Genomic DNA, 24,298 nt, shown 5'->3' with positions numbered 1-24,298 from the left:
CCCTCCTACCTCGTACGACACGCGTCCCGCGCGTACGCCTGCGTGCCGCCGCAGGATGGAACCATGCCATCGCTCCTCCGGCTGCGCGCCGTCGTCCTGACCGCCATCGCCGTGCTGCTGTCCACCGTGCTGGCGGGCTGCGGTGACGACGACGCCAAGGACGAGGACCTCACTCGGCAGGAACTGAGCTGGAAGGCCTGCCCGGCTCCCGACGAGGCCCAGGGCGAAGGCCCCGCCCCCTCTCCCCTGCCGGACAACGGCGAGTGGCAGTGCGCCACCATGAAGGCCCCTCTCGACTGGGGCGACCCTAAGGGCGACACGATCGGCATCGAGCTGATCCGGGTCAGGACCACCGGCGACGCGAGCGAACGCATCGGCTCGCTCATCTTCAACTTCGGCGGACCCGGCGGCTCGGGCGTCACCGCACTGCCCGGCTTCGCCGAGGACTACGAGACCCTGCGCACCCGCTACGACCTGGTCAGCTTCGACCCGCGCGGAGTGGGCCGCAGCGACCCCGTGATCTGCGAGAACGACCAGCAGCTCGACGCGTACTTCCAGCAGGACGGCACGCCCGACGACACGGCCGAACGCACCGAGCTCCTGGACAGCACCAAGGAGTTCAACGACGCCTGCGAGCAGAACTCCGAGACGGTCCTGCCACATGTGCGCACTACCGACGCGGCCCGCGACCTGGACCTGATGCGCCAGGTCCTCGGCGACGACAAGCTGCACTACTTCGGCATCTCCTACGGCACCGAACTCGGCGGCGTCTACGCGCACCTGTTCCCCAAGCGGGTCGGTCGTGCCGTGTTCGACGCCGTCGTCGATCCCACGCAGAACTCCGAGCAGGGCTCGCTCGGACAGGCAAAGGGCTTCCAGCTCGCGCTCGACAACTTCGCCGAGGACTGCGTGTCCAAGACCGAGGAATGCCCCATCGGCGACAGCGCGCAGAATGTGAAGGACCGTATCGCCACACTGCTGAAGGACCTCGACCGCAAGCCGATTCCGGGCGTCTTCCCCCGTGAGCTGACCCAGACCGCGGCGACCAACGGCATCCTGCAGGCGCTGTACTCGCAGGACTTCTGGGAGTACCTCACGCAGGGCCTCGAGCAGGCGTACGACGGCGACGGCAGCATCCTGTTGCTGCTGTCCGACTCGAGCAACGGGCGCAGCGAGAACGGCGAGTACGACAACTCGACCGCCGCCCACACCGCCATCAGCTGCTCCGACTCCAAGGCGCGCTACGACACCGCCTATGTGGAGCGGAAGCTGCCCGAGTTCCGCTCCGCGTCCGCCCTGTTCGGCGACTCCATGGCGTGGGGCATGATCGGCTGCACCGACTGGGCCGTGGCGGGCGCCGCCGACCACCCGGACGTGAGCGCGCCGGGCTCGGCGCCGATCCTGGTCGTCGGAAACACCGGCGACCCGGCCACCCCCTACGAGGGCGCCCGGCAGATGGCGGAAGCGCTGGGCAAGGGTGTCGGTGTCGAGCTGACGTACCGGGGACAGGGGCACGGCGCCTACAACAGCAAGAACAAGTGTGTGCAGAGCGCGGTGAACGGCTATCTGCTGGACGGAAAGGTGCCGCCGGCGGGGACGGTCTGCACCTGAGCCCCTGAGCCCCTGAGAACCAGGGAACCAGGGAACCTGAGAACAGCCACAGCCTCAGCCTCAGCAAAGGCGCAGGTCAGAAGGTTATCCACAGGCCGGAGCGGCCGACGCGGGATCTGCCTACCATGGCCTGACCGCCATCCGCAGCACGGTGCGGACGGCCTGCGAGGGGGGACTGGGCGCATGTCGCGCTTCGTACGGTGGACCGCTGTGGCGGTCGCCTCGGCACTGCTTGCGGCGGGCTGCAGCGGCGGCTCGTCCGACGACGACAAGGGCGGCGGGCTCTCCTGGGGCCGCTGCAAGGCCACCGCCGACGCCCCCGCGCCGAGCAGCGACTGGCAGTGCGCGACGCTGAAGGTGCCGCTGGACTGGTCGAAGCCGGAGGGCGAGACGATCGGACTGGGACTGATCCGCGCCAAGGCCCGCGGCGAGGACCGCGTCGGCTCGCTCCTGTTCAACTTCGGCGGCCCCGGCGCCTCGGGCCTGTCCACGATGCCGTCGTACGCCCCGGCGGTCTCCGGGCTCCGCGAGCGGTACGACCTGGTCAGCTGGGACCCGCGCGGGGTGGGCGCCAGCGAGGGCGTTCGCTGCCGCGGCGACAAGGAGATCCAGGCCGCCGAGTCGGTGGACGTCACCCCCGACACACCGGCCGAGGAGAAGGCGTACTTCCAGGACGCCGCCGACTTCGGCGAGGGCTGCCGCAAGGACGCCGGGAAGCTCATGGCGCATGTCTCGACCGCCGACTCGGCCCGCGACATGGACCGCATCCGGGAGGTCCTCGGCGACGACAAGATGCATTACTTCGGCATCTCCTACGGCACCGAACTGGGCGGCACCTATGCCCACTTGTTCCCGAAGAACGTCGGGCGGATGACACTGGACGCGGTCGTCGACCCCGGCGCCGACACCGTGGGCCATGCCCGGAACCAGGCCAGGGGCTTCCAGCGCGCACTGAACGGCTATCTCGAGTCCACGGGCCAGGACCCTCAGAAGGGCACGCGGAAGATCGCGGCCCTGCTGCGACGGATCGACACCCGGCCCCTGCCGACGGCCACGCCCGGGCGGAAGCTGACCCAGACGCTCGCGGTCACCGGCCTCACCCTGCCGCTGTACAACAAGGAGAGCTGGCCGACGCTGACCAGCGCCCTCGACGCGGCCGAGCGGGGTGACGGCTCGGAGCTGCTGACCCTCGCCGACGGCTACAACGACCGCGCCCCGTCGGGACACTACGGCACGACGACCCACTCGCAACGGGTCATATCGTGCCTGGACGACCGGCAGCGGCCGACCGCGGAGCGGACGAAGGAGCTGCTGCCGGACTTCGAGAAGATCTCCCCGGTCTTCGGCACCTTCCTGGGCTGGGACACGGCCGGCTGGTGCCACGACTGGCCGGTGCCCGGACAGCACGACACCCCGGAGGTGAGCGCCCCCGGCTCGGCGCCGGTCCTGGTGATCGGCAACACCGGCGACCCGGCAACCCCCTACGAGGGCGCCCGGAAGATGGCCGACGAGCTCGGCAAGGGCGTCGGTGTGATGCTCACCTGGCGGGGCCAGGGCCATGGCGCGTACGGCAGCGGGAGCGACTGCGTGGACTCCACGGTGAACGCGTATCTGCTGGACGGGTCGGTCCCGAAGGACGGCAAGGTCTGCTCATGACGACGGCGGGGGCTTCGCGCACCCGTGGTGCCCGAGGCCCCCGCCGCTCGGAAAGGGAGGCCGGATACGGCTCAGTACACCGGCTTGTCCGGCTCGATCTGGTTGACCCAGCCGATCACGCCGCCGCCGACGTGGACCGCGTCCGAGAAGCCCGCGGACTTCAGGACCGCGAGGACTTCCGCACTGCGGACACCCGTCTTGCAGTGCAGGACGATCTTCTTGTCCTGCGGGAGGCTCTCCAGGGCGGTGCCCATGAGGAACTCGTTCTTCGGGATCAGCCGGGCGCCCGGGATGGAGACGATCTCGTACTCGTTCGGCTCGCGGACGTCGATGATGTCGATGCCCTCGCCGTCGTCGATCCACTCCTTGAGCTGCTTGGGAGTGATCGTGGAGTCGGCGGCCGCCGCCTGGGCCTCCTCGGAGACGACGCCGCAGAAGGCCTCGTAGTCGATGAGCTCGGTGACGGTCGGGTTCTCGCCGCAGACCGCGCAGTCCGGGTCCTTGCGGACCTTGACCTGGCGGTACTGCATCTCCAGGGCGTCGTAGATCATCAGTCGGCCGACCAGCGGGTCGCCGATGCCGGCGAGCAGCTTGATGGCCTCGTTGACCTGGATGGAGCCGATGGACGCGCACAGCACGCCCAGGACGCCGCCTTCGGCGCAGGAGGGGACCATGCCGGGGGGCGGGGGCTCCGGGTAGAGGCAGCGGTAGCAGGGGCCGTGCTCGGACCAGAAGACGGAGGCCTGGCCGTCGAAGCGGTAGATCGAGCCCCAGACGTACGGCTTGTTCAGCAGCACGCAGGCGTCGTTGACCAGGTAGCGGGTCGCGAAGTTGTCCGTGCCGTCGACGATCAGGTCGTACTGGCTGAAGATGTCCATCACGTTGTCGGCCTCGAGCCGCTCCTCGTGAAGGATCACGTTCACGTACGGGTTGATGCCGAGGACGGAGTCACGGGCGGACTCGGCCTTGGGGCGGCCGATGTCGGCCTGGCTGTGGATGATCTGGCGCTGCAGATTCGACTCGTCGACCTCGTCGAACTCCACGATGCCGAGGGTGCCGACGCCCGCGGCGGCCAGGTACATCAGCGCCGGCGAGCCCAGGCCGCCGGCGCCCACACACAGCACCTTGGCGTTCTTCAGCCGCTTCTGCCCGTCCATCCCGACGTCGGGGATGATCAGGTGGCGGGAGTACCTGCGGACCTCGTCTACGGTGAGCTCGGAAGCCGGCTCGACCAGGGGTGGCAGCGACACGGGGACTCCGTTGGTCGGTCAATCACTACGGTTGTTCTCCCCGTAACAGTGCCATGTGCTTTTTCATTCCGAGACACCCGTTCCGACACGCGAGACGATTTCGTCCCAGTAGCCGGGCATGGCCTCCCAGGGATCGGTAGGTCCGCCGCGGTCCGTGCGGTCCGTGCGATCGGTGAAGTAGATCGTCGCGGCACCCTGCCAGCGGGCGATGCCCAGCGCCTCCCCCAGCTGGGGGCGGGGCACTCCGTGGACGAAGTGGCAGAAGCGCTCGGGCGAGTGGTCGGCGGTCCACTCGGCCACCTGCGACCAGCGGTAGTCGCTCCACGGGCCGGAGAAGGTGACCAGCTGGTCGGCGAGTTCGACGTACCCCGGGTGCGGATGGATGCCGTGGCCGAGGACGATGTGGGCCTCGGCACGGATCACACGGAGCGTGGCGACCGTACGGCGCACCTCGGGCAGCGCGACGTGGTCCGCCGGGCAGCGCTCCAGGAGGAAGCCGTCGACCTGGTACCAGTCGACGAACCGGTGGGCGTCCGAGATCAGCTCGCCGAAGTTCCGGGTGCCGTACCGGGTGTCGAGATGGCCCAGGACCCGGATGCCCGCGTTGCGCAGGCGGCCGGCCGCCTCCAGACAGTGCGGGTCGGGGCGGGCGCCGGGGCCGTCGGCGACGTTGAGGACGACCCAGTGCAGCGGGGTGCCGGGGCGGGTGAGTTCGCCCCACTCGGTGGGGGCGAGGAGGGGGTGGGCGTAGCCGGGGACGGCGACGCCGGGGCGGAGTTCCGTGCCGGAGTTGCGTGGTCGTGTGCTGGTCAGATGCGGCATGCCGCCTCCATCCAGATGTCCGCGAGGGACTCCTCGAGGCCGATCCGGGGGCGCCAGCCGAGCCGGTCACGGGCGGTGCGCACGTCGGCCTGCTGCCAGCTGCCGCAGCCGTCGGGGTACGGGTACGCGACCTGGGGGCCGTGGTCCGAGTCCGGACGGGGGTGGCCGATGGCCGGGCGAAGCGCGCCGGGAGGCCCGTCGAGTTCATGGAGGGCGCCGCCGTATCCGGCCACGCGGGCGAGGACCGCGGCGGCGTCGCGCAGGCGCACGGCGCGGCCGGAGCCGATGTTGATGACGCCCTGCGCGGCGGAGAGCGAGGCCGCGTGGACGGCGCGGGCCACGTCGCGGACGTCGACGAAATCGCGCTGCGCGCCCAGGCCGCCGAGTTTCAGCTCGCCGTCGCCGGACTGCATGGCGCGGCGCATGGCCTCGGCGAGACGCCCGAGCGGGGAACCGGCGGGGGTGCCGGGTCCGGCCGGGGAGAAGACGCGCAGGACGACGGCGTCCAGGCCGGAGCCGAGGACCAGTTCGGTGGCGGCGAGTTTGCTGACGCCGTACGGGCCTCCGGGCCGTGGGACGGCGTCCTCGGCCGTGGAGGAGCCGGGCTGGCTGGGGCCGTACTCCGCGCTGCACCCGATCTGCACCAGACGGGCCCCGCAGCCGCTGCGGCGCAGGGCCTCGCAGACGGTGGCCACGGCGACGGTGTTGTGGCGGGTGAGTTCGCGGGCACCGCCCCTGGTGGCGCCGGCGCAGTTGACGACGACGCCCGGGTGGACCGCGTCGAGGAAGCGGGTGAGCGCGCCGGGGCTGCCGGAAGCGAGATCGAAGCGGACGTCGGCGTCGTCGCCGCGGCCGAGGGCGGTGAGCTGCACGGCCGGGTCGGCGAGCAGGCGGTCGGCGACGAAGCGCCCGATGTAGCCGTTGGCTCCGATCAGCAGGACTCTCATCGCGCGACTCCCGGGGCGGCTGGGACTCCTGGGTGGGTGGTCATCGGGGTTCTCCTTGGTGCGGGTTGGTGCGGGGCGGACGGGACGGGGCGGGTGCCTCCGGCGGTGGGCCGGTGTCTGCGGCGACGCGGTGACGGCTCTTCGGGCGATGGCTCTCTTCGGGCGATGGCTCTCTTCGGGCGGTAGCGGCTCTTTGGGGAGTCGCTCGCCCGGGAATCACGCGCCGACGGCTTCGAGGGCCGGGACCGCCGGTGGCTCGAGGCCGGTTCGGGCGGTCCGGGCTCCCGCGGTGGTCAGGGCGAGGGGGCCGGCGGTGCGTGGGCCGAGGCCCTGGTCAGCTTGCGCGTCGCGTGGACGAGGAGGGCGAGGGCCGCCGCTCCGCAGGCGAGGGTGGGGACGCTGCCGGCGCCCCAGAGGGTGACGAGGGTCTCCACGGGGGTGCCCAGGAAGCCGAGACCGGGGAGGCGGGCGATGAAGACCGTGGCGAGGGCGGCTGCCTGGACCGTGGCCGTCGCGGTGAGGACCACGGCCGGGGCGTAGGCGAACCCGTGGGTGGCGAGGAGGCGGGCGATGAAGAGGAGGGCGCCCAGGGCGAGGGCCTCCGCGTAGCCCGCGGGCTCGTCGAGGACTGCCGCGCAGAGGGCGAGCAGGGCCGCCAGCGCGCCCAGGAAGAGGACGACTGTGCCGAGCAGGAGCGGTCGTACGGCGGCGGCGAAGTCCTCGAGGCCGCGGCTTGCCGCGAGCCTGCGGCGGCCGCGCGCGGTGAAGAGGTGGGCGGTCCAGGCAGCGGGCGCGCACGCCAGGGCGAGGGCCAGGACCGGGGCGGCGGTGAGGGGCCAGGGACTGTCGGCCGTGCCCGTGGGCAGACCGTCGGGGCCGCCGGTGACGGCGCTCTGGAGCAGGCCGTTGCCCAGGAGGGAGTAGCCGATGAGCCAGGAGAACCCGAGGGTGCCTCTGCCGGGGGCGGTGCGGTCGGTCCTGCTCAGGGGGCCTCGGCGGAGGGCGGCGCGGAGGGCCAGGCCCACGGCGAGGATGCCCGCTGCCGTGGCGAACAGGCGCGAGCGGCCATGGGTGAGGTGCGCGGCGGCCACGGTGGCGGCGCACAGCGTGCCCGGCAGGAGTGTCAGGAGGACCCAGTCCGCACGCGCCCGGGGGGCGGCGGGCGCCGGGGGCGCGGGTACGTCCCCGTCCCGGGTGACTCGGGCGTACATCTCCTCGGCGAGGGAGAAGACGTCCCGGTGGCGGAAGCGGGCCGCGGTCCGCTCGGTGATGCCGTGCGCTTCCAGTCCCGCCGCGATCTCGAGGGGGTCCACCGCGCGTTCGCAGAGTTCCCGGTGACGGTGCATCAGCGCCTTCACGGGGTCGGCGCCACGGCGCGGGGAGGGCGGCTTGCGGTCTGCGGCCGACTCCTGTTTCCCGGGGTGTTCGCGGTCGGCGGCCGGTTCCGGGGCCGGTGTTCCAGGACGGTCCAGTTCGCCCAAGTCGTTCATCGCGCTCTCTCCGGGGCGGGGACGGGAGTGGTGGCTCGTACGGGACTGTCTCCGGCCCAGCCGGGGACGCCGCGGGCGGCGAGGCCGGGTGTCGGGGCGGCCCAGCGGACCGGGACACGGGCCTCGGCGGGCACCGCGAAGGGCAGCGGTTCCCCCGCCGCGTCGAAGACGTCACGGCGGACGGGAGCGCGCGAGACGATCTCCAGGTAAATGCTGTGAAATGCCTCGATGTTCTGCTCGACCGTGAACAGTTCGAGGGCACGGGCCCGGGCGGCGGCGCCCAGGCGCTCACGGCGCTCCGGGTCGCGCAGCAGCGCGACGCACGCCTCGGCGAGCGCCCGCGGATTGCGCGGGGGTACGACCAGCCCCGTGCCGCCGATGACCTCCACGACCGCGCCGACATCCGTCGACACCGTCGCGCGCCCGCAGAGCATGGCCTCGGCAAGGCCGACCGGGAAGCCCTCGACGACGCTGGACAGCACGGTCACGGCTCCCGAGGCGTAGGCGTCGGCGAGGGCCGGGAGTTCCGGCCCGCCTACCTCCTCGAACGACACCGGGTTGTGACCGGCGGCGTGCGGACCCTCGGCCTCGTCGGGGAAGAGATGGGCGGCCAGCGCCCTGCAGTGGGCGAGATAGGCCGCGCCCTCGGTGCCGGCGGGGGCGCCGACGATCCGCAGTCGCGTCTTCGGCTCCTGCTTGCGGATCTCGGCGAAGGCGTGCAGCAGCGAGACCAGGTCCTTGGCGGGCTCGACGCGGCCGACCCAGACGAGCGCGTCCGGGTCGGCGCACTCTGCGGACTCGCCCACCTCCGCGTAGGGCCGGGCGTCCATGCCGGGGTAGACCGTGCGGAGCTTCTCGCGGTCGGCACCGCAGCGCTCCTGCCAGCGGCGGGCGTGCGTGTTGCCGGCGGTGACGACCTCGGCCTGGCCGTAGGCCTCGGCGGCGAGTCTGCCGTGGAAGGCGGCCAGCAGGGACCGTACGGCGGGCGGGGCGTCGGGGGCGGTGAGGTAGTGCGTCCGCAGGCGCACGCCGTACTCGGTCACCAGCAGGGGGACGCCGGTGAAGTGGCGGGCCAGCAGGCCCGGCAGGGCGGCCGGGCCGCCGGATGCGGCGTGGCAGAGGTCGACCGCACCCAGTCCGTCGTCCTCGTACCAGTCGAGGGAGAGGGGGCGCAGCGCCCGTTCGAGGTGCGCGGCCACGGCGAGCAGATCCGGGACCCGGGCCTCACGCGCGGCGCGGTGGGCGCCCGGCGCACGACAGGCGCGTTCCAGCGCGCGTACGGCGGCCTCGGAGCGGAGAGCTCCGGCGAGGCCGCCCTCCTCGCGGGCGAGTCCGGCGAGGCCGTACAGAGCGTTGGCGAAACGGTCCGCCTCGGGGGTCGACGTCCCGCCCTCGGACGCCGCGCCGCACAGCACGGCAGCCAGTTCGCCGAAGTATTCGGTGAACCGCCGGCGTGCGCGGCGGCCCAGGATCACCCCGTCGTCCTCGGCCATCCACAGCGATGCGGTGCGCACCCTGCGGACGTTCGGCGACAGCGGGGTCCAGCCCTCGTCCTCCTGGTGTTCACTGCGGCTGAGCGCGTAGACGTCGAACTCGTGCTGTGCGAGCCCGCGCACCAGCCGGTCGCACCAGAGCCTGGCGTCACCGCTCACATACGGATAGCCACCCTCGGTAAGCAGTCCGATGCGCACGTGTGCACCCCCGATCTCCCGTATGGGGAGCCGCCGTTGCCCGGCGGCTCGCAGCGGGACGAACGTATGCGGTCAAGGCGGTGGTACGACGGACGGTTGTCCGTCGCACCACCAAAAGGGGTGAACGGTCGTAACTTTCGCGTGCGGGTCGCGTTCTGTCGCGCTAGGAGATCAAGCGGACACGGATCGTCATGCCGCGGCCAACTCCCGTCGCTCCGCCCGGCGTCGCGCGGCGGCCTCCGGGTCGAGCGCCGGGACCGCGGCCAGCAGCTGCCTGGTGTAGGGCTCTCGCGGCGACCCGTACACCTCGGCGACGGGCCCTTCCTCGACGATCCGGCCCTCCCGCATCACCGCGACCCGGTCGCTGACCTGGCGTACGACGGCCAGGTCGTGCGCGATGAAGACCAGCGCGAGCCCGAGTTCGTGCTGCAACTCCCCCAGCAGGTCGACCACATGCGCCTGGGTGGTGACGTCGAGGGCCGAGACCGGCTCGTCGCAGACGATGACGCGCGGGTCGGCCGCGAGCGCCCGCGCGATTCCGATGCGCTGGCGCTGGCCGCCGCTGAACTCGTGCGGGTAGCGGTCGTGGTGCGCCGCTTCGAGCCCCACGCGCTCCAGCAGTTCCGCCACGCGCTGACGGATGCGCCCCTCCTCGGACTCGCCGCGCGCGCGGAGCGGATCGGCGATGGACTCGCCCACGCTGCGGCGGGGGTTGAGGGAGGAGACCGGGTCCTGGAAGACCATCTGCACGGCCGGGTTCACCCCGGTGTGCGCGCGGCCCCCGAACCTCAGCGCTCCGGCCGTCGGCTCCAGCAGCCCGACGAGCATGCGCCCCAGGGTCGTCTTCCCACTGCCGCTCTCGCCCACGATGCCGAGCGTCTCACCGCGCCGCAGGGTCAGCGACACATCGTCCACGGCCGTGAACGCCCGCTTCCCGCGCCCGAACACGCGCCTGAGGCCGGTCGCCTCCAGGACGATCTCCTCGGGCGCCGAGGAGGCCTTCCAGGGCGCGTCCAGCCGTGGCACCGCGGCCAGCAGTTCCCGGGTGTACGGCTGGGCCGGAGCGCCCAGTACCCCCGACACCGGGCCGTGCTCGACCGCCCGCCCGTGCCGCATCACCAGCACCTCGTCGACGCTCTCGGCGGCGACGCCCACGTCGTGGGTGACGAGCAGCAGGCCCATGCCGGTCTCCTCGCGCAGCGTGTGCAGCAGGTCGAGGACCTGGGCCTGGACGGTGACGTCGAGGGCGGTCGTCGGCTCGTCGGCGATCAGCAGTCGGGGCTCGCACGCGAGCGCCATGGCGATCAGGGCGCGCTGGCGCATCCCGCCGCTGAACTCGTGCGGCCGGGACCGCGACCGCCGTGCCGCGTCCGGGATCCCCACCCGGTCCAGGACGTCGACGGCACGCGCGCGTGCCGCCCGCCGGGAAGCGCGTGCGTGGGCGCGGTACACCTCGGCGATCTGGTCACCGATCGCGTAGTACGGGTCGAGGGAGGACAGCGGATCCTGGAACACCATCGCGGCCTGACCGCCGCGCAGCCGCCGCAGTTCCTCGTCGGAGGCCCGCTGTACGTCGGTGCCGGCCACCTCGACCGAGCCCCCGACCCGCGCTCCCGTGCCGCGGTGCAGGCCGAGCAGGGCGGACGCCACGGTCGACTTGCCGGAGCCGGACTCGCCGACCAGGGCCAGCGCGGCGCCCTGTTCCAGGCGGAAGGAGAGTCCGTCGACGGCACGAAGTTCGCCGAAGTCCACGCTGAGGTCGGTCACGTCGACCAGGCTCATGTCAGCACCACCCGTCGGTCGGCCACCGCGTACAGCACGTCGGCGACGGCGTTGGCGAGGACCACGAAGAAACCGGTCACCAGGACCATGCCGACGACCACCGGCAGGTCGACGACCTTCACCGCCCCCACCAGCGCCTGTCCGATGCCGGGCAGCCCGAAGAGCGTCTCGGTGAGGACGGCACCGCCGAAGAGGACCCCGAGGTTGTTGGCGTTCACGGCGATGAGCGGTGCCACCGCGCCGCGCAGCGCGTGCCGCCCGATGATGGCCCGCTCCCCGATGCCGTACGCCCGGAAGGTCCGCACATGGTCCTCGGCGAGGGTCTCCAGCATCGCGGCCCGGGTCAGCCGGGCGTAGGTGGCCGACTCGATCAGCGCGAGCGACAGCCAGGGCAGCAGCAGGTTCCAGGCCCACTGCTCGGGGTCGTCGGTGAAGGCGACGTACTGCGGGAACGGCAGCAGTTGCAGCTGTCCGCAGACGACGATCATCAGGACCAGTCCGATGACGAAGACGGGCGTGGCCGTGCCGACCAGCGTGAGGCCGGTCAGCAGCCGCTCCGTGAGCCGGCCGCGCCGCCACACCGACAGCACGCCGGTGCCGATGCCGATGATCAGCCACAGCACCATGGCACCGAGCGCGAGCGAGCCGGTGACCGGCAGCTTCGCCAGGATCAGGTCCGTGACCGGCTGGTCGCTCTGGTACGACAGTCCGAGGCAGGGCGCCGGGCAGTGCTGCACGGACGTACCGGTCGAGAAGTCCTGGCCGGCGACCAGGCCCGACAGGAAGTGCCAGTACCGCACGTACAGCGGGTCGTCGAGCCTCAGTTGCTGGGCGACCTGGTGGACCTGTTCCGGTGAGCAGCGCGGGCCGCAGGTGATCTGGGCGACGTTGCCGGGCGTGGCGTAGAAGACGACGTAGATGATCACGGAGATGGCGAAGAGGGTGACCAGGGCGCCGAGCAGGCGGCGCAGCACGAAACCGCCGAAGCCGCTCATGCCGCACCCCCTCCCTTGGCCGCCTCGGCCTCTCCCTCGGCAGCCTTCGCTTCCCGCTTCCGTCCCGTCCCGATGCGCAGCCGTGAGGCCGCGCGCGGGTCGAGGGCGGTGCGCACACCGTCGCCGAGGACGGTCAGGGCCAGCACGGTCACGAACAGCGCGCCCGCGGGCAGCAGCAGGTACTGCGGGGCCGCCTGGTACCAGACGTCGGCCGCGGTGAGCATCTGCCCCCAGGACGGCGTCGGCGGCTTCACGCCCACGCCGAGGAAGGACAGCGCCGCCTCGACGGTGATGTTCTGTGGGATGAGCAGCGCCGAGTACGTGATGACGGGCGCCGCGAGGCCGGGCAGCAGTTCGCGGCGTGCGATCCGCGCGGTGCCCCAGCCGCTGAGCCGTGCCGCGGAGACGTAGTCGAGCTGTTTGAGGGTGAGTGTCTGCGCGCGCACCATCTTGGCCAGCGTGCCCCAGCCGGAGACCAGCCCCACGACGAGGGCGACCAGGACGGGACGCGGGAAGCTCGTGGGCACGATGGCGAGCAGGGCCAGCGCGATGACCATCAGCGGCATGGACACGAAGATGTCGGCGATCCGGGTGACGGCGAGGTCCACCCAGCGGTTGCCGAGCCCCGCGATCACGCCCAGCACGACACCCAGCAGCACCTGCACCACCGTCGCGGCCAGCGCCACGCCCAGCGACACACGCGCGCCGTACGTCAGGCGGGCGAACAGGTCGCGTCCGGTCTGCGGTTCGACGCCGAGCCAGTGGTCGGCGCTCACTCCCCCGAACGACCCGATGGGCACGCCTCCGCGCGCGGAGTCGACGAGCGACGGGTGGTAGGTGGTCGGATCCTGCCCCTCGATCGCCGTGAGCAGGGGCGCGGCCAGCGCGATCAGGACGAGCAGCGCGACGACGACCGCCGCGACGAGGGCGGCGCGCTGCGTGCGCAGCCGCCGCCAGAACTGACGGGCCCCCGAGGCCCCCGGAGCGGACGCTCCGGGAGCCCCGACGGCGAGAACTGCCTCACTCACGGCGCTACTTCACCGCGACCTGGGAGATGTCCAGCACACCGGTCCAGTCACTGATCACGATGTTCTTGACGTCCTCGCCGTACAGGCGCTTGTAGACGGGGTGGAACAGCGGGACGGTCAGGGCCTTCTCCCCGATCTTCTTGTCCAGCGCGCCCCACCTCTTGGCGGCCTGGTCAAGGTCCGTCAACTTGTTGATCGCGTCAATCTCGGCATTGACCGACTTGTCGTTCAGCAGGCCCGTGTTGAAGTTCGCGCCGTCCTTGACGATCTGCCGGCCGTCGAAGATCGGGGCGAGGAACGGACCGCCGGAGGGCCAGTCGGCACCCCAGTGGGCGAGGAAGAAGCCCGGCTCGGTCTTCACACTGTGGATCTTGTCCTTGTAGTCGTTGTCCTCCAGCCCCTGCAGCTTGACCGTGATACCGGCCTTCTTGAGCGCGTCCTGGATCGCCGTCGCGATCTCCGGGCTGGTCTCGAAGTCCTTGGCGTTGGAGTGCGTCAGCGTGACGGTGAGCCCGTTCGGATGACCGGCCTCCTTCAGCAGCTCCTCGGCCTTCTGCGGGTCACCGCTCTTCCCCGCCGGGAACAGGTCGTACGGCGTGTACCCGAAGGACTTCTGGTCGGGCAGGAAGGTGGTCGCGGGCTCGGCGAGCGCCGAACCGCCGGCGGCGTTGACCACGGACGACCGGTCGAGGGCGTACGAGATCGCCTGCCGCACCCTGACGTCGTCGAACGGCTTGATGGTCGGGTTGAACGCGATGTAGTTGGTGTAGCCGAAGTGCCCGGTGCCGACGCGGGCTGCGAGCTCCTTGTCGCCGGTGACCTTGGCCAGCTCGGCCGGGCCGAGGTTGGTGTCCGTGGTGACCGCGGCGGCGTCCGCTCCCTGGGACGCGGACAGCCGCTGGTTGATCACGGACGAGTCGAGCCCGGACCGCACGTCGATCTTGTCCGGGTAGGCCTTGCGCTCGGCGTCGGTCGCGGCGGACCAGTGCGTATTGCGCTCCAGCGTCAGCCGCTCACCGTCGTTCTCGTTCTTCACGACCTTGTACGGCCCGGACGAGACCGGGTGCTCCTCGTACTTGGTGCCCTTGTCCTTGCTCTTCGGGACGGGCGTGAACTGCGTCTGCGTGGCCAGGTACGGGAACTCGCCCTCGGGCTTGTTCAGACGGAAGACGATGGTCCGCTCGTCGGGCGTCTCGATCGCGTCGAGGCCCTTCTTGTCCTTGTACGGACCCTGGTAGTCGGCGGCCCCGACCAGCCAGTCCCGCAGGTAGGGGGCGCCGCCCGACAGCTCGGGGGCGAAGGAGCGCTCGATGCCGTACTTGATGTCGGCCGAGGTGATCGGGGTGCCGTCCTCGTACTTGAGGCCCTTCTTCAGCGTGTACGTCCACACCGTCGCGTCCTTGCTGGGGCGCCCGGTGTCGGTGGCGAGGTCGGGGACGACCTCGGTGCCGGCGGCGCCGTCCTCGCGGTTGCGGGTGGTGAGCGTGCGGAAGACCAGGGACGGGACGTTGCCGCCGCCGGAGGTGTACAGGCGGGCCGGGTCGAAGTCCTCCTGCGGGGTGGCGTTCAGGACCGTGAGGGTGCCGCCCTTGTGGGGCGTGGAGTCGCCGCCGGCGCCCTTGGCATCGTTGTCCTTAGGGCCGCAGGCGGCGGCGCCCGCTGCCAGGACCAGGCTGACGGATGCCGCGGCCACGCGGCGCGCTGTGACGGACGGTTGGCGCATCGGAATGACGACCTCTCGATGATGTCTCGGATCGCGAGACGAGATGACGAAGGGTGAGACGAAAGGGAACAGACGTCTGCCCGGCGCCGGGTCGTCGAAGAAGCCGCGGTCCAAGAAACCGTGGTCGAAACAGCCATGACCGAAGGAGCCGTGACCGGCTCACGGAGAGCATGGGTTTTCGCGACGCGCGCCTCGGGCGGGCGTCAGCAACAGTGAATGTCGGCCACGCAGAGCGGGGTCACGCCGATGAGCGCCAGCTCGATGGCGGCGCGAACGGAGGCGGGACGGGGCGACATGCGCAGAAATATGTACGACTTTTCTGCGCATGTCAACGCGCGATGCGAGCCGGTCCCTGTGATGCCCGTCAATTCCCGGGGTAGGCCCAGGGGTTGGGACGGCAGTGAATGCCGTCATGGTCGAGGAACTTGGTCTGCTGCTGCATGACCGGGGCGAGGTCGCCGTCCTTGTCGCAGGTGACGTGGTTGTAGCCGAGGCGGTGTCCGACCTCGTGGTTGATCAGCATCTGCCGGTAGGCGTGGATCTTGTCACCGTACGTCGGCGAACCCTGCGCCCACCGGTAGGCGTTGATCATCACGCGTTCGGTCGCGGCCGAGTCGCAGGAGACGTTGTCCACGGTGGTGTCGAGGCCGGACTTGGCACACCAGTCGGCGGTAGTGCCGGGGCTGGCGAGAGTGATCACGAAGTCGGGATTGCCGGAGTAGACGCGCTCGAAGGTGTGCGCTCCGTTGTGGGCCCAGCTGCGCTGGTCGTTGAGCGTCTTCTGCACGGCCTCGGCGAAGAGCTCGCCGTCCAGCCCGAGCCCCTGCTCCACGTCCACGCGGTAGGTGTGCTTCTGCCCCGCACCGGGCGCCTTCGCGATTCCGGGGACGGCGTCGAACCTGCCCGAGCCCTTGAGCTTGGCGCCGAGCGGGTACGTCCTGGCCATCTTCTCGTCGTACGTGAGCGGCTTCCCGTCGGATTCCGGGGCGGGGGTCTGCCCGCCCCCGTGGGGCGCGGGGTCCCGGGCGTCGCGGGCCTGGTCGGTGGCGGACTGCGACTGCACGCCGGCACCGCCCTGGTCGTCGGCGACCTGGCCGGCGACGACGACGGCCAGCACGGTGGTGACGGCGGCGGCCGCGATGCCGGTGAAGGTACGGCCCTTGCCGCCCTTGACCGGCGCGGGCGCGCCGGTGGGCTCCGCGTCGTCGTGGTCGTAGTCGCGGTCGTAGTCGCGGCCTTGGTCGCCGAAGGGGGTGTCTGCCGGAGTGCCCGCGGTCCAGTCCGTGACGGAGGCGTAGGCGTCCGCCGCGTGCGCGGAGGCGGCCGTACGGGGCGCGAAGACGTCGTCCCCTTCGCCGAAGGCCTCGAGGTACTCCTGCCGAGGCCCGGGCACGGACGCCCGCCGCTGCCGCGGTATGGGAGCGGTGCCCCTGCCGTTCTCCCTCAACTCACCCCAGCCGCCGCCGGGTTCCCGCTGCTCGGGGTGGCCGCCCCGGGCATGGGGGAAGCCGTGTGCGGGGGTGCCGTCGGGCAGCCGCGGAACACCGCGCCCCGGGACACCGTCCGGACGCCATCCGTCCGGCAGGCGCGGCATCCCGTAAGGCGGCGTGCCGGAACCCGGCACAGGCCCGGAACCCGGTGCGGGCCGCGGCCCCGGCGTACGGCGCGGGCCGGCGCCCTGCGGCGGCCAGCCGCCCTGTCCGGCGCCGGGCGGTGCCGTCCGGCCTCCCCGGCCCGGGTCGGGCACCTGGCCCTGCCCTGGTCTCTCTCCCTGCGCCGATCCGGCCCGGTCGTCCCGTACTGCGGTCGCGTCCGCGGTGTCGCCCTTGGCGACCGCCCCGCGGCGGCTGTGGCGTCCCACGTCGCGCCTCAGCCCCCCATGCTCTCGTCGGTGCTTTCTCTGTCGACGGCGTCGCCCCGGGCCCGCTCCGCACGCCGCGTGCCCAACTCTCCTGCATCGGCGAGGAGTTCACGAAACGCCAGGGCCACCGTCTCCGGGTACTCCATCATGGCCACGTGCCCCGCGTCCGGCAACGTCACCAGCCGCGAGTCGCGAAAGGCCCGGGCCGCCTTCTGGGCCATGCGGAAGCCGACCAGTTGGTCACGGCCACCGTAGACGAGGAGGGTCGGCGCGAGAACCCGCTCGGCCTGGCGCCACAGCCCCTGCTGGCCGCCCAGCGTGTACGCGTTGACGATCCCGCGCGCGGACCGCGCCATCGCGTCCCAGAAGTACGGCAGCCGCAGCCGCCGCTCCATCTCCTGCACGGCGTTGCGGAAACCTTCCGGCGTCACCCGCCCCGGATCCCCGTAACACAGCGCCATCACGCCGCGTACCCGCTGCTCCGCCGTCCAGGCGCGGGTGAGACGGGTGAAGAGCAGGGCGACACCGGGCACCGCCAGCAGCCCCGTGGGCACGGCGGCGCGCTGCACGCGGATTTCCGGCAGGGCAGGCGACACGAGCGTGAGCGTACGGACGAGATCGGGCCGTACCGCGGCGACACGGGTGGTGATGGCGCCACCGAGCGAGTTCCCGAACAGGTGCACGGGACCACGACCGGAGGCGTCGAGGTAACGGATGACCGCGCGCGCGTGCCCCGTGACGGAGTAGTCGCCGTCGTCCGGCGGCGGGGAGTCGCCGAAGCCCGGCAGGTCGACGGCCTCGCTGTCGACGACCCCCTCCAGCAGCGGCATCAGCGCCGACCAGTTCTGCGAGGAACCGCCGAGCCCGTGCACATAGAGCGCGGGAGGCAGCCCCTCGCGCGCGGGTGGTCGGGAGCGCACCGTCAGCGTGACCCCGGGCAGCTCGACCGACCTCAGCCGCTCGCCCTCCGCGACCCTGACGCCCCCCACCTTCGGCAGCACATTGGCGGGCGGCACGAACGGCAGCTCGGTCGAAGACATGCGGCAATGTTACGAGACGATCACGTAGTGGCTCATACGTTCGCCTGTGTTCGCCATCACAAGAATCGGACAGGAGCAGTTCAGGGGGTGCGCACTGCGTCACGCTCCGGACGCGGATCGCATAGCGTCCGGATCGGGTGTCTCCTAGGCTCGTACAGAGGGCACCCGCGTGTGGCCCCTGCATCCTCAGGGACGTTCGTAGGAAGGGAGCCCAGCATGGCCGTAGACCCGACCGACCCCGAGACATTCGAGGCCGAGGACGCGCCACAGGCGCAGGAGTACGACGTCGAGGCCCCCGAGGTCGACGCGGCCGAGCAGCACGCGGACCTCGCACCGGACCGCGACGACCCGCTGACCGGCGTCGAGCCGGACCGCGCCAACGAGGCCGACCTGGCGGAGCAGGCACGGGTCGTCTCACTCGACGAGGACGACTACCGGTGACGCTCCCCACCGGGAGCGGCAAGTAGCGCTGTTGAACGGGAAAGAGGCTGCATTTTGCCCGCTCTGCCCCTGTTTGAAACCTTCGCAACCGCTTTCGCGACCGTCCGGTCCGTGAAATTCTGCGCTCTCACCGCGCACACCACGGTTACCGAAAAGTACGATGGCGACGCGGCCAGATCCGCACGTGGACGACTATGGGAGGCGGCGTGACAGCCATCGAGCAGACAGAGGCGGTTCGCCCGCGGGGTACACGCCTGCCACGCCGTGCCCGACGGAACCAGCTCCTGGGAGCCGCCCAGGAGGTCTTCGTGGCCCAGGGCTATCACTCGGCGGCGATGGACGACATCGCCGAGCGCGCGGGCGTCAGCAAGCCGGTGCTCTACCAGCATTTCCCGGGCAAGCTCGACCTCTATCTCGCACTGCTCGACCAGCACTGCGAGTCGCTCATCCAGGCCGTGCGCCACGCGCTCGCCTCGACGACGGACAACAAGCAGCGCGTCCGGGCGACGATGGACGCGTACTTCGCGTACGTCGAGGACGACGGCGGCGCGTTCCGCCTGGTCTTCGAGTCGGACCTGACGAACGAGCCCGCCGTGCGCGAGCGCGTCGACAAGGTCACCAACGAGTGCGCGGAAGCGATCTGCGACGTCATCGCCGAGGACACCGGCCTGTCGCGCGCGGAGTCGATGCTGCTCGCCTCGGGCCTGGGCGGCCTGGCCCAGGTCGTCGCGCGGTCCTGGCTGCACAGCGACCGCAGCGTGCCCCGCGACCAGGCGGTGCAGCTGCTCACCTCGCTGGCGTGGCGCGGCATCGCGGGCTTCCCGCTGCACGGAACCGATCACCACTGACGGGCGCTTTGTTCCCGCCCGATGTTCGCTCGTGGCGTTCTCGGGCGGGGACTGAAGGTCCCCTCGCCGGGCTAATGTGTGCTGCGTACGGCGCGGAAGGTCGCGCACATCACTGACCGTCGGAGGGACATAGCCGTGGAGGTCAAGATCGGCGTGCAGCACGCGCCCCGCGAGATCGTTCTGGAGAGCGGTCAGAGTCCCGAGGAGGTCGAGCGCGTTGTGGCCGAGGCACTGGCCGGAAAGTCGCAGCTGCTGAGCCTCGTGGACGAACACGGCCGCAAGATCCTGGTCCCGGCCGACCGTCTCGCGTACGTCGAGATCGGCGAGCCGGCCCCGCGCAAGGTGGGCTTCGGCGCGCTGTAGGCACGTGCGTGGAGCGGGGCGGGAGGGCCATCGGCCGTCCCGCCCCGCTCGCGTTCTCCGGGTCCCGGTGCGGCATCTGGGTTCCTCCACGGATGGAGCACAGAGCGCCCACAGAATGGGATTGGATTCCGCAGGTCAGGGGTAAGACGGGCTACGAACGATTTGGGCAGGCCGGCCATGTGGGAGGGACCCCGACATGCTCCTGGAAGCGTTGAGCTCCGCGATCCTCGGCCTGGCTCTGGCCTGGGCGGCCACCCAACGCCTGTCGCACCGGCTCCCGGCCCGCCCCCTGGTCCTGTCGACCGGTGTCGCCGGAGCCCTCTTCGGGGCGTTCGTCATGCACAGCGCGCTGGAGGCCGGGCATCTGCTGCTGGTCCTGCTCGGCGCGGTGATCGTCTCGGTCGCCTCGCTGTCGCTGCTGCTGCGCCCGACGGGACGCCACCTGCGCCGACGATCAGCCACGGCGTAGCCGGAGCCGTCAGGGGCGGCGGACAACGCCCCTGAAGGGGCCGCGGGGAACCGCGCGGCCGGCCACCGGCGGCCCACCGCCTCCCCACAGCCCGCGGAAGCGCACACCGCGCTCATGAAGCGCGCACCGCGCTCACGCGGACAGCCGCGACGCAGCCGAAACCACCCCTGGCGGAACGCGCTACGCGGCCAGCCCCAGCGCGGCCATCCGCTTGGTGTGGGCCTCGGTGATCCGGGAGAACATCTTGCCGACCTCGGCCAGGTCGAAGCCGTCCGCGACGCCGCCCACCAGCATGGTCGACAGCGCGTCCCGGTCGGCGACCACCCGCTGGGACTGCGACAGGGCCTCGCCCATCAGCCGCCGCGCCCACAGCGCGAGCCGTCCGCCCACGCGCGGATCGGCGTCGATGGCGGCACGCACCTTCTCCACGGCGAAGCCGCCGTGGCCGGTGTCGTCGAGCACGGCCAGCACCAGGTCGCGGGAGTCGGAGTCCAGGCGGGCGGCGACCTCCCGGTAGAAGTCGCTGGCGATGGAGTCGCCGACGTACGCCTTGACGAGTCCCTCCAGCCAGTCCGAAGGGGCCGTCTGCTTGTGGAACCCGTCATAGGCGCCGACGAACGGCTCCATCGCCCGCGTCGGCTCCTCCCCGATCTCGGCGAGCCGGTCGCGCAGCCTCTCGAAGTGGTGGAACTCGGCCGACGCCATCTTCGCCAGCTCCGCCTTGTCCGCCAGCGTCGGTGCCAGTTTGGCGTCCTCCGCGAGTCGCTCGAACGCCGCCAGCTCCCCGTACGCGAGCGCGCCGAGCAGATCCACGACAGCGGCGCGGTACTGCGGATCGGCGGAGGCCGTCGCCCAGTCCCGGGCGGCGACTCCGGTGTGTTCGGCCGGGGTGGCGGTGGTGTCCGAGGCGTTCTCAGGCTTGTCAGAGCTCGTCATGAAGCGCACAATAGCCCGCCCGCCGGGAGGCGTAAGGGCCTGGTCAATCACTGTGACAACGACTACGTGACCAAATCGGCCATCGCATGTGCGGGATTCCGGGGTATGGTGGTAATGCGCCTGCTGGTACTTCGACGTACCTCGACAGGCCGCACGTATGAGGATGCCCGGTCGGTGGCCCGATCGGCTCCGACCCGACAGACCTCCGCGTCCGTACGGCACTGTGCGTACGGAGCCCGGAGGGACACCCTCAGCGGTACGAGCGCTAGAGCGTCGACAGTGGTCCCGTGCCCAACGGCACCGCCGCAAGGCCGCCGACGTCCCCGGCACGGTCCGTACACGACCCCCGCGCTCGCCTCGCACCGCCCCACACAGAAGAGGCAGCACCCTGACTACGACGTTCCGAGAGCTCGGAATCCTCCCCGAGACCGCCGAGGCCCTTGAGGCCGTCGGCATCACCACCCCCTTCCCCATCCAGGAGATGACGCTGCCCGTGGCCCTTTCGGGCACGGACGTCATCGGCCAGGCCAAGACCGGCACCGGCAAGACGCTGGGCTTCGGCCTCCCGCTCCTCGAGCGCGTCACCGTCCCCGCCGATGTCGAGGCCGGACGCGCCAAGCCCGAGGACCTCACCGACACCCCGCAGGCGCTCGTCGTCGTCCCCACGCGCGAGCTGTGCCAGCAGGTGACCAACGACCTCCTGACGGCCGGCAAGGCCCGTAACGTCCGCGTGACGGCGATCTACGGCGGCCGGGCCTACGAGCCCCAGGTCGAGGCCCTGAAGAAGGGCGTCGATGTGGTCATCGGCACCCCGGGCCGGCTGCTCGACCTCGCCGGGCAGAAGAAGCTGAACCTGAAGCACGTCAAGTGCCTGGTCCTCGACGAGGCCGACGAGATGCTCGACCTGGGCTTCCTGCCCGACGTCGAGAAGATCATCAACATGCTTCCGGTCCGGCGCCAGACGATGCTGTTCTCGGCCACCATGCCGGGCGCGGTCATCGGCCTGGCCCGCCGCTATATGTCGCAGCCCACGCACATCCGCGCCACGACGCCGGACGACGCGGGCGCGACGGTCGCGAACACCAAGCAGTTCATCTATCGCGCGCACAACATGGACAAGCCCGAGATGGTCTCGCGCATCCTGCAGGCCGACGGCCGCGGGCTGGCGATGGTCTTCTGCCGGACGAAGCGGACGGCGGCGGATCTCGCCGACCAGCTGAAGCAGCGCGGCTTCGCCTCCGGCGCGGTCCACGGCGACCTCGGCCAGGGCGCCCGCGAGCAGGCCCTGCGCGCCTTCCGCAACGGCAAGGTGGACGTGCTCGTCTGCACCGACGTCGCCGCCCGCGGTATCGACGTCGAGGGTGTGACCCACGTCATCAACTACCAGTCGCCGGAAGAGGAAAAGACGTATCTGCACCGCATCGGCCGTACGGGCCGCGCGGGCGCGAAGGGTACGGCGATCACCCTCGTCGACTGGGACGACATCCCGCGCTGGCAGCTGATCAACAAGGCGCTGGAGCTGGGCTTCAACGACCCGCCGGAGACGTACTCCACGTCCCCGCACCTCTTCTCCGACCTCGGCATCCCCGAGGGCACGAAGGGCGTCCTGCCGCGCTCGGAGCGCACGCGCGCCGGGCTGGACGCGGAGGAGCTGGAGGACCTGGGCGAGCCGGGCGGCCGGGCGCCGCGCGGGCGCGGCGGCCGGAACGGCCGCGGCGGGCGGGACGAGTCCCGGCCGGCCGAGCGCGAGCGCGAGCGTTCCGAGCGCACTCCGCGACGCCGCCGCCGTACGCGCGGCGGAGCGGCGCCGGCCGGGGCGCCGGAGTCCGCCGGCACCACCGCACCGGAGACCACTGCCGCCGGCGGCACCGCCGAGGCGGACGCCGTCACGGCTCCGCGCACCCCGCGTCGTCGCCGCCGCACCCGCGGTGGCGCCCCGGCCGAGGCGGCGCCGGTCACGGCCGTCGAGTCCGTACCGTCCGAGCAGGCGGAGAACGCCGTGGCGACGGCGGAGGGCACGAGCGCGGAGACGCCCGAGGCGGCGAAGCCGCGCCGGCGCCGTACACGCCGGTCGGAGACGCCGGTGGAGACGCCGGTGGAGACGCCGGTGGCGGAGACCGAGGTCGCGGTGACGCCGTCGGCCACGGAGTCCGCGGCCGTCGCGGACGATGCCCCGGTGACCGCACAGCCCGAGGCTGCCGCCACCAAGCCGCGCCGCCGCACCCGCAAGAGCACGGCGGCGGCAGCGGCCGAGTCGGCGGTCGACACGGCCGAGGGGACCACCGAGTCCATCGCGGAGCCGGCGGAGACAAAGCCCCGGCGCACCCGTAAGACGGCCGCGAAGGCCGAGGCCCCCGCCGAGCAGGCCGAGGCCACGGAGCCCAAGCCGCGCCGCACGCGCAAGACCGCAGCCGCGGCCGAAGCCGCCGTGGACACGGCCGAGGCCGCCGAGGCGAAGCCGAAGCGGACGCGCAAGGCGACGGCTGCGGCGGAAGCCGCCGTCGACACGGCCGAGGCCGTGGAGGCAAAGCCGCGCCGTACCCGCAAGGCCGCAGCCGCGGCCGAAGCCCCCGTCGACACGGCCGAAGCCGCGGAGACCAAGCCGCGCCGTACCCGCAAGACCGCGGCAGCGGCCGAGGCAGCCGTCGACACCGCGGAGGGCGCGGAGGCCAAGCCGCGCCGCCGCACCCGCAAGGCCACCGAGGCCGCCGGGGACGCCGGGGCAGTGGAGACCGTCGCCGCCGGGATCCCGGCCCAGACGGCTCAGGAGCCCGAGGCGGTCGAGGCCAAGCCGCGCCGTGCCCGCAAGGCCGCGCCCAAGGCCGAGGCGAGCGTCGACACGGCCGAGGCGACGGAGGCGAAGCCGCGCCGGACGCGGAAGACCGCTGCCGCGGCTGCGGATGGCGAAGCCGCCGAGGCAAAGCCGCGCCGCACGCGGAAGACCGCCGCGGCGGCCGAGGCAGCCGTCGACACGGCCGAGGGCGCGGAGGCCAAGCCGCGCCGCCGCACCCGCAAGGCCACCGAGGCCGCCGGGGCAGTGGAGACCGTCGCCGCCGGGATCCCGGCACAGACGGCCCAGGAGCCCGAAGCCGCCGAGGCCAAGCCGCGCCGCACGCGGAAGACGGCCGCTGCTGCCGCCACGGCCTCCGCCGGGGGCACGGCTTCCGCCGATGGCACGGCCGAGGCGAAGCCCAAGGCCCGCCGCACCCGCAAGGCCACGGCCACCGCGGAGCCCACGGAGGGCTGACACTCCGCCCGACGGCCCGGTCCCACTCAGGTGGGGCCGGGCCGTCGGCGTTCCCGCGGGCGCAAGCCACCCGCCGGAGAGCGCACCTCACCCGCTAC

The 24,298-nt window shown here is 72.0% G+C and carries 20 protein-coding genes; 7 read left to right on the top strand and 13 right to left on the bottom strand.

Features of this window, described 5'->3' with window-relative positions; genetic code table 11:
• Positions 1-63 precede the first annotated feature (63 nt).
• Both ACFT32_RS19255 and ACFT32_RS19250 read left to right on the top strand, forming a co-directional pair.
• Complete coding sequence (locus ACFT32_RS19255; RefSeq protein ID WP_382490428.1) at positions 64-1,611, top strand: alpha/beta hydrolase; 1,548 nt, start codon at positions 64-66, stop codon at positions 1,609-1,611.
• 183 nt (positions 1,612-1,794) lie between these two features.
• Positions 1,795-3,267, top strand: a complete 1,473-nt coding sequence (locus tag ACFT32_RS19250) for an alpha/beta hydrolase (protein ID WP_382490426.1) — start codon at positions 1,795-1,797, stop codon at positions 3,265-3,267.
• A 71-nt stretch (positions 3,268-3,338) separates the two neighbouring features.
• Here the strand turns inward: ACFT32_RS19250 and moeZ are convergent, their stop codons facing one another.
• The 12 genes from moeZ to ACFT32_RS19190 form a co-directional block, all read right to left on the bottom strand.
• Positions 3,339-4,517, bottom strand: coding sequence for an adenylyltransferase/sulfurtransferase MoeZ (gene moeZ / locus ACFT32_RS19245; RefSeq protein WP_184590710.1), 1,179 nt, complete (start codon positions 4,515-4,517; stop codon positions 3,339-3,341).
• Between the two features lie 63 nt (positions 4,518-4,580).
• Complete coding sequence (locus tag ACFT32_RS19240; RefSeq protein ID WP_382490424.1) at positions 4,581-5,339, bottom strand: spherulation-specific family 4 protein; 759 nt, start codon at positions 5,337-5,339, stop codon at positions 4,581-4,583.
• Positions 5,327-6,286: an NAD-dependent epimerase/dehydratase family protein gene (locus ACFT32_RS19235; protein ID WP_382490422.1), complete on the bottom strand. Its 960-nt coding sequence runs from the start codon at positions 6,284-6,286 to the stop codon at positions 5,327-5,329. Before ACFT32_RS19235 ends, ACFT32_RS19240 begins: the two co-directional genes overlap by 13 nt.
• Positions 6,287-6,579: 293 nt before the next feature.
• Entirely contained in the window at positions 6,580-7,776 is a 1,197-nt protein-coding gene (locus ACFT32_RS19230) for a hypothetical protein (RefSeq protein ID WP_382490420.1), read from the bottom strand.
• Positions 7,773-9,467, bottom strand: a complete 1,695-nt coding sequence (locus ACFT32_RS19225) for a DUF3492 domain-containing protein (RefSeq protein WP_382490418.1) — start codon at positions 9,465-9,467, stop codon at positions 7,773-7,775. Before ACFT32_RS19225 ends, ACFT32_RS19230 begins: the two co-directional genes overlap by 4 nt.
• Positions 9,468-9,656: 189 nt before the next feature.
• Entirely contained in the window at positions 9,657-11,249 is a 1,593-nt protein-coding gene (locus ACFT32_RS19220) for a dipeptide ABC transporter ATP-binding protein (protein ID WP_382490416.1), read from the bottom strand.
• Complete coding sequence (locus ACFT32_RS19215) at positions 11,246-12,244, bottom strand: ABC transporter permease (RefSeq protein WP_382490414.1); 999 nt, start codon at positions 12,242-12,244, stop codon at positions 11,246-11,248. The genes ACFT32_RS19220 and ACFT32_RS19215 overlap by 4 nt, the downstream gene beginning before the upstream one ends.
• Entirely contained in the window at positions 12,241-13,272 is a 1,032-nt protein-coding gene (locus ACFT32_RS19210; protein ID WP_382490412.1) for an ABC transporter permease, read from the bottom strand. The genes ACFT32_RS19215 and ACFT32_RS19210 overlap by 4 nt, the downstream gene beginning before the upstream one ends.
• 4 nt (positions 13,273-13,276) lie before the next feature.
• Complete coding sequence (locus ACFT32_RS19205) at positions 13,277-14,995, bottom strand: ABC transporter substrate-binding protein (RefSeq protein ID WP_382490410.1); 1,719 nt, start codon at positions 14,993-14,995, stop codon at positions 13,277-13,279.
• A 203-nt stretch (positions 14,996-15,198) separates the two neighbouring features.
• Positions 15,199-15,291 (bottom strand): Ms4533A family Cys-rich leader peptide, encoded by a 93-nt coding sequence (locus ACFT32_RS19200; RefSeq protein ID WP_310851085.1) that lies wholly within the window; start codon positions 15,289-15,291, stop codon positions 15,199-15,201.
• Positions 15,292-15,359: 68 nt separating this feature from the next.
• Positions 15,360-16,856 carry a DUF3152 domain-containing protein gene (locus ACFT32_RS19195; RefSeq protein ID WP_382490408.1) on the bottom strand — a complete coding sequence of 499 codons (1,497 nt, stop codon included), beginning with the start codon at positions 16,854-16,856 and terminating at the stop codon, positions 15,360-15,362.
• Between the two features lie 8 nt (positions 16,857-16,864).
• The gene (locus tag ACFT32_RS19190; RefSeq protein WP_382490406.1) at positions 16,865-17,896 is read right to left on the bottom strand and encodes an alpha/beta fold hydrolase; all 1,032 of its coding nucleotides are present in this window, start codon (positions 17,894-17,896) and stop codon (positions 16,865-16,867) included.
• Between the two features lie 216 nt (positions 17,897-18,112).
• On the opposite strand from ACFT32_RS19190, the gene ACFT32_RS19185 reads away from it, so the two are divergent.
• The 4 genes from ACFT32_RS19185 (at position 18,113) to ACFT32_RS19170 (ending at position 20,017) form a co-directional block, all read left to right on the top strand.
• Positions 18,113-18,337 (top strand): hypothetical protein, encoded by a 225-nt coding sequence (locus ACFT32_RS19185; RefSeq protein WP_382490405.1) that lies wholly within the window; start codon positions 18,113-18,115, stop codon positions 18,335-18,337.
• Positions 18,338-18,543: 206 nt separating this feature from the next.
• Entirely contained in the window at positions 18,544-19,185 is a 642-nt protein-coding gene (locus tag ACFT32_RS19180; RefSeq protein ID WP_382490403.1) for a TetR/AcrR family transcriptional regulator, read from the top strand.
• Positions 19,186-19,320: 135 nt separating this feature from the next.
• Positions 19,321-19,548 carry a DUF3107 domain-containing protein gene (locus ACFT32_RS19175; protein ID WP_189723087.1) on the top strand — a complete coding sequence of 76 codons (228 nt, stop codon included), beginning with the start codon at positions 19,321-19,323 and terminating at the stop codon, positions 19,546-19,548.
• A gap of 196 nt (positions 19,549-19,744) precedes the next feature.
• Entirely contained in the window at positions 19,745-20,017 is a 273-nt protein-coding gene (locus tag ACFT32_RS19170) for a hypothetical protein (protein WP_382490401.1), read from the top strand.
• A 180-nt stretch (positions 20,018-20,197) separates the two neighbouring features.
• On the opposite strand, the gene ACFT32_RS19165 is transcribed toward ACFT32_RS19170, so the two are convergent.
• The gene (locus tag ACFT32_RS19165) at positions 20,198-20,953 is read right to left on the bottom strand and encodes a ferritin-like fold-containing protein (RefSeq protein ID WP_189723085.1); all 756 of its coding nucleotides are present in this window, start codon (positions 20,951-20,953) and stop codon (positions 20,198-20,200) included.
• A gap of 481 nt (positions 20,954-21,434) precedes the next feature.
• Between ACFT32_RS19165 and ACFT32_RS19160 the strand changes: the two genes are divergently transcribed.
• On the top strand, positions 21,435-24,200 hold the full coding sequence (locus ACFT32_RS19160; protein WP_382490399.1) for a DEAD/DEAH box helicase: 2,766 nt from the start codon (positions 21,435-21,437) through the stop codon (positions 24,198-24,200).
• The last annotated feature ends 98 nt before the right edge of the window (positions 24,201-24,298 follow it).

Origin of the sequence: Streptomyces sp. NPDC057002 (genome assembly GCF_042673825.1) — a bacterium.
Taxonomy (GTDB): Bacteria; Actinomycetota; Actinomycetes; order Streptomycetales; family Streptomycetaceae; genus Streptomyces.
Note: the sequence above shows the minus strand (reverse complement) of the source record. Positions and strands in the feature narration are given on the sequence as shown.